Here is a 4,619-nt window from a genome sequence, read left to right as displayed (position 1 = left end):
GTCAGACCCTGAGGGATCCCCGATTTTTCTTACGAAAAATCAAGAAGTTGGAGTTATTGAAGAAGCCTGCATGAGTCGGCAACTTGGTTTGCACCACACAAAAACAAGATCCCAAACCCATGCAGGCCATCCGATTTTTACACAGAGCGCTCGCTCAAGCACTGCCTTCAATCCACTCTCGTCGCCTGACAACACTGATGAGTTGTGTCAGTTCGTTACTGCAAGGCCGCCGCCTGACGCTGACAGCGCTCGGACGTTTTATGCCAGGTCAGGCATTCCCAAAACATGCAATCAAGCGGGTTGATCGGTTACTGGGCAATCAACACCTAAGAGCAGAGCGTCCGCTGTTCTACTGGGTGATCCTGCGGGCATTGCTGGGGTCGGTGAAGCACCCATTAATCTTGGTTGACTGGTCCCGAATTGATGCTCCCGGCAACGCTTTTTTGTTGAGGGCCGCGATACCTCTAGCGGGACGCTCATTCCCTATTTATGAAAGTGTTCATGAACGCGAGGGCTGCCCCAAATATCAAAACCGCCTGCTCAAAACACTGGCTGAACTACTGCCCGATGGATGTGTTCCAGTGATGGTTACTGATGCAGGTTTCCGGCGCCCATGGATGAAAGCAGTGGCCGCACAGGGCTGGTACTACGTGGCTCGTATACGAAATCGGGAGCTTTATCGTGGCGACGAAAATGAGTGGCTGCCCGTGCAAAATCTCTATGCTTTGGCCACTTCGTCACCCAAGTCGCTTGGTCGGGTCGAGATGACGCGTAGCGCTCCGCACTTGATCAATTTGTACTGTGTGCGACATTCAGCCAAGGGCCGAAAGCATCAACGAGTGACTGGCTCAATCGCCAAAAGTAAGCTCAGCCGACAGTCAGCCAGGCGTGAACGGGAGCCCTGGTTACTTGCCAGCAATTTGAGGCAAGACGAATGGAATCCAGCAAAAATAGTGGCGATCTATAAGCGCCGTATGCAGATCGAAGAAGGCTTTCGAGATGTAAAAAGTGAGCACTTGGGATTAGGCCTGAATCTGCATCGAAGCCACTGTCCAAAGCGCATTGAGGTGTTGTTGTTGATTGCTGCTTTGGCCAACTACCTTCTGTTTTTAACGGGGCTGCAGGCACGAGAACGCGGCTTGGAGCGACGCTACCAAAGCAACAGCATCAAAGAAAAGCGAGTGCTTTCATTGTGGCGACTAGGCTTGGAATACTGGCGAAGCTGCACAGATTTTGGAGGACGAGAACACTTGGAAATATTGGAGCGGACTCTGCGTGATGAGGTGCGCCATCAAGCGCAGAGCTTAGGGTGAATTTGTGGGGATTCCTCAGAGTCAGACCACCAATATATAGAGTGTGGTCTGACCCTGATCCCCCTGATTTCCTGATTAGTAATGGTCTGCACCCCATAGTCTTCTTCATACACACAAATCGCGCCCGCAGGTTCTTCGTCCTGCGGACGTTAGGCCTGGTCCAGGTTCAGCTTAAGTACGCTGGTCGCTCGCCCAACCGCTCTACCAATCTTACGAGATAACCGTCGGCATCCTGGACGATGAATTCTCGCTGTCCTACTTCTACATCTTCAGCCCGATACCAGGTGTCTTTGCATTCTCGATAGGGCACATATCCAGCCTCATCAAGTTTTCGGATGATGGGGGCGACAGCCTCAACATCAATCTGCAGGTTCATGCCTCTTCCAAACGGCCTGGTCAACGGCGCCGTCAACCATTGACCCGCGTCCGAATCAATCTGTTCAAGCATTACTTGAGCACCGTTCAAATCAAGATATGCAAATTTATCTTCCGGGCGTTGATAAACCACTTTGAACCCTAGGCAAGAAACCCAAAAAGCCAAGCTACTCTCCAGGTTGGTTACCATTAACTCCGGAACCAGTTTGTTACGTTCGAACATGAGATGACTTCCATTTCATAAGGTGTATTTTTTGCAGACGGGAGGTTTCTGCGGTTACAACTTCCATGCCACGATGGGGTCGTGGCGAGCATGATGATGCATGGTCGGGCAGGAATCGACTCCAATCGGCCATAACCAGCCCGTGGCGATCAGAAACATTTGACGACAACGCGTCGCTCTCCCACTCTGATTGCCCCCTGTTTATTCACTAGGCTTCGATATGTCATTCGCAACCGTAGTGCTGCTCGACCGCTGGCCACAACCAAGTACGTCGCCCGAACCCGTCGTGTTTGCCACCGACACGCAGCTATGTGTACGGTATTGCACCGCTGGGGAACAAATAGTTGTAATCCATTTCCCCCTGGTTAAAAAAATTCAGTTCGGCGCCCCAAACGACGAGGCTTTGGGGGGGCATCCGCTTATTAGACTTGGCCTCAAGCATTACCACATTCATCGAATAGATAATTCGCCTTGGCTAGCAGAGCTTGAGCAGAGAAACGCCATTCATCCGCGACACAATAAACAGCGGTTTCTAGAAGATGCCATCCATTATATCTTTACGTTTCAAGACTCTACCCTGGAATGCATAGTAATTGAGGGGGAGTTCTGGCATCCAAAAATACAAGTTTTTACTTCGGAACAGAAGGCCAGGGACGTCTGGCGCGAACTGATAAATAACATAGACGCTTGATCCCAAGCGTCACTTTTGCCAGACCGAGCGTTTATGTAACCTTACGAATTCACCAGCACTCTCGCTTTTAGAATACGGGATCACTTTATGCAAACTGACCAGACCAGGCTACTCGCGCTCGCACTGCTTGAGATCAGGACATTGCTTGCCGATTATCTGGGCACAGATGTAGATGCTTCCATGAGCGTCCGTGTCGCAGCGCACTTGGCTTACGCGCTCCACAATGAGGCGGAGGCTGCATACAACAACGCAGATTTTCAGATCGCCAATGCAAGCTTTAAAATCGCTGCAATCGATCAGATTCTTGGTGTCACTGACGGTGCCGAATTGTTGAGCAAATTTAACTTGGATAAAAGGCCGCGTTAGCGGAGGGCGGGTGCCGTTGCCCCATACCCTCATGGCGACAGCGGCGAGTCGTCCCTGCAACTGCCCGGGCGACATTCCGAACACTCTGTCGGGGTTATCGAGCGACCTCACATCCAGTTGATAAGCATGCGTCACGCTCCCGATGGCAGGGTCCAGAAACCCAGCGGCGATCAGTTCGCGGGCTCGCATTGGATTGGGGCAAAGAAAGCATCGCCGCGGCCTTTTCTCTCTCCCGATGTGTCGCGCGTACAGCCTGCCCTGTTATTCTGATTCAGCAATATGGTGTGTAGATAATATGCTATACGGTATTAAGTCACAGGAATGGCGGCTAATTGATAGTTAGGGAAAGCTGAGTATGCGTCGCTTAAAAGCCAATGGGTTGGTGTTTGTCAGCATTGCGATATTCTGTTCCGGCTGCACATCTTATTCGTCCCAGCCGACAATCCACGAACCCGCTGAACCCGAGACACAAGAAATCATCTCCAGCTTCAGTTACGCAATAAACTCCCCATGGAAAAACAGTCGCTTCGGCAAGGGCGCATACGCAGCGACACTCAAGGTTGTTCCCGATGCACGGGATACGGGCTCCAGCCTCGCCGCCCCAACCCTGCCGGCGTTAGAAATCAAGATCTCGGAGTTCTCATCTGGCGGCGCTTGCGGACAAGATTACCTGACGGGCTTGAGTCTGGGTTTGATCCCCAGTTGGTGTACGCGGACTAACCTTTTCAAGTTTGATTTTATATTGAATAAGGGTCAGCGCTTTTGCAGGCAGAAAACCTACACGATAAACTCTACGTCGTTTTCACATCTCACGTTGATTCCATTTGCACTATTCAATACGGACAATCAGCCATTTAAGCTCTATCAGGCGGCGCTTAAAGATTTTCTTCGAATAGGTCAATGTGCGCGTTGAGACGCATGTTAACAGGCTTTGGGGCGTTCGAAATTTATCTCAAGTGAGCGGCAGCTTTTGGCCGATTTCTGCCTGTCGTAGCGGGCAGTAATCGGCCAGAACCGGATGTTTAAAGCTGGGGCAATGAACTCGTCGAATTTCTTCCCGCTTTAAGAGTTTGCCGACGCGCTTTTACACACTCTGGGCTGGCAAGTAGAGTTAGGAAATCAACTCGTCCCTTTTTATAAAGTAGGTGCAAATGGTGGCTCCCTTCGTTCTCCAGGACTTTGATGTTGGATGGGTCGCCACCGACGCCGTCGGGCAGGTTGCGCTCTTCACTACGGGGGGGCCGGGGCCGGTTCCTGATTCCGCAATGCCCTCCGTCGAAAACTCCGAAGAATTTGTCCTTTCATTGCCGGAGGTGTCCGATGTAGATCGGGTCACTGCCAGGGCTGGCGTAAACGCTTTCGTTGAATTTGCCAAACGTGGGTTCTTCGCGTACGACTGGTCAGACGTTCATCGCGATTCACGCCAGGCCTTGAGGGGGTATGAGCTGCAATGCCGCCCACTGAATCCACTGACACTTTTCGATTTGCCTGCCCCTTTACGGGCATTAGCTGAGGCTACTCGGCTATCTGATGTAACCTTCGGAGCACCCATCATAGTGATAGGTGATCAGGTTTCTTAGCCTTCATTCGGCGATTCGGAGCCGCTTTTTTGGGCCGGAAGCTTTCAGTTGCGTACCGCAGCTCCCGGCCA

Annotated in this window: 5 protein-coding genes; 4 read left to right on the top strand and 1 reads right to left on the bottom strand. The window is 51.5% G+C overall.

From position 1 onward, the window contains the following. Positions 1 to 119 precede the first annotated feature (119 nt). Complete coding sequence (locus tag BFP96_RS29050) at positions 120 to 1,313, top strand: IS4 family transposase (RefSeq protein ID WP_065935624.1); 1,194 nt, start codon at positions 120 to 122, stop codon at positions 1,311 to 1,313. A 166-nt stretch (positions 1,314 to 1,479) separates the two neighbouring features. Here the strand turns inward: BFP96_RS29050 and BFP96_RS10280 are convergent, their stop codons facing one another. Further along, positions 1,480 to 1,911 carry a bleomycin resistance protein gene (locus BFP96_RS10280; RefSeq protein WP_065896848.1) on the bottom strand — a complete coding sequence of 144 codons (432 nt, stop codon included), beginning with the start codon at positions 1,909 to 1,911 and terminating at the stop codon, positions 1,480 to 1,482. 220 nt (positions 1,912 to 2,131) lie between these two features. Between BFP96_RS10280 and BFP96_RS10275 the strand changes: the two genes are divergently transcribed. From BFP96_RS10275 to BFP96_RS10265, 3 genes are all read left to right on the top strand, one after another. Next, positions 2,132 to 2,602: a hypothetical protein gene (locus tag BFP96_RS10275; RefSeq protein WP_065936150.1), complete on the top strand. Its 471-nt coding sequence runs from the start codon at positions 2,132 to 2,134 to the stop codon at positions 2,600 to 2,602. An 87-nt stretch (positions 2,603 to 2,689) separates the two neighbouring features. Continuing rightward, on the top strand, positions 2,690 to 2,968 hold the full coding sequence (locus BFP96_RS10270) for a hypothetical protein (RefSeq protein WP_065936149.1): 279 nt from the start codon (positions 2,690 to 2,692) through the stop codon (positions 2,966 to 2,968). A 355-nt stretch (positions 2,969 to 3,323) separates the two neighbouring features. After that, entirely contained in the window at positions 3,324 to 3,881 is a 558-nt protein-coding gene (locus tag BFP96_RS10265; protein ID WP_065896845.1) for a hypothetical protein, read from the top strand. The last annotated feature ends 738 nt before the right edge of the window (positions 3,882 to 4,619 follow it).

This window comes from Pseudomonas sp. 34 E 7, assembly GCF_900005715.1.
GTDB classification, from domain to species: Bacteria; Pseudomonadota; Gammaproteobacteria; order Pseudomonadales; family Pseudomonadaceae; genus Aquipseudomonas; species Aquipseudomonas orientalis_A.
This window is presented reverse-complemented; position numbering and strand designations above follow the sequence as displayed.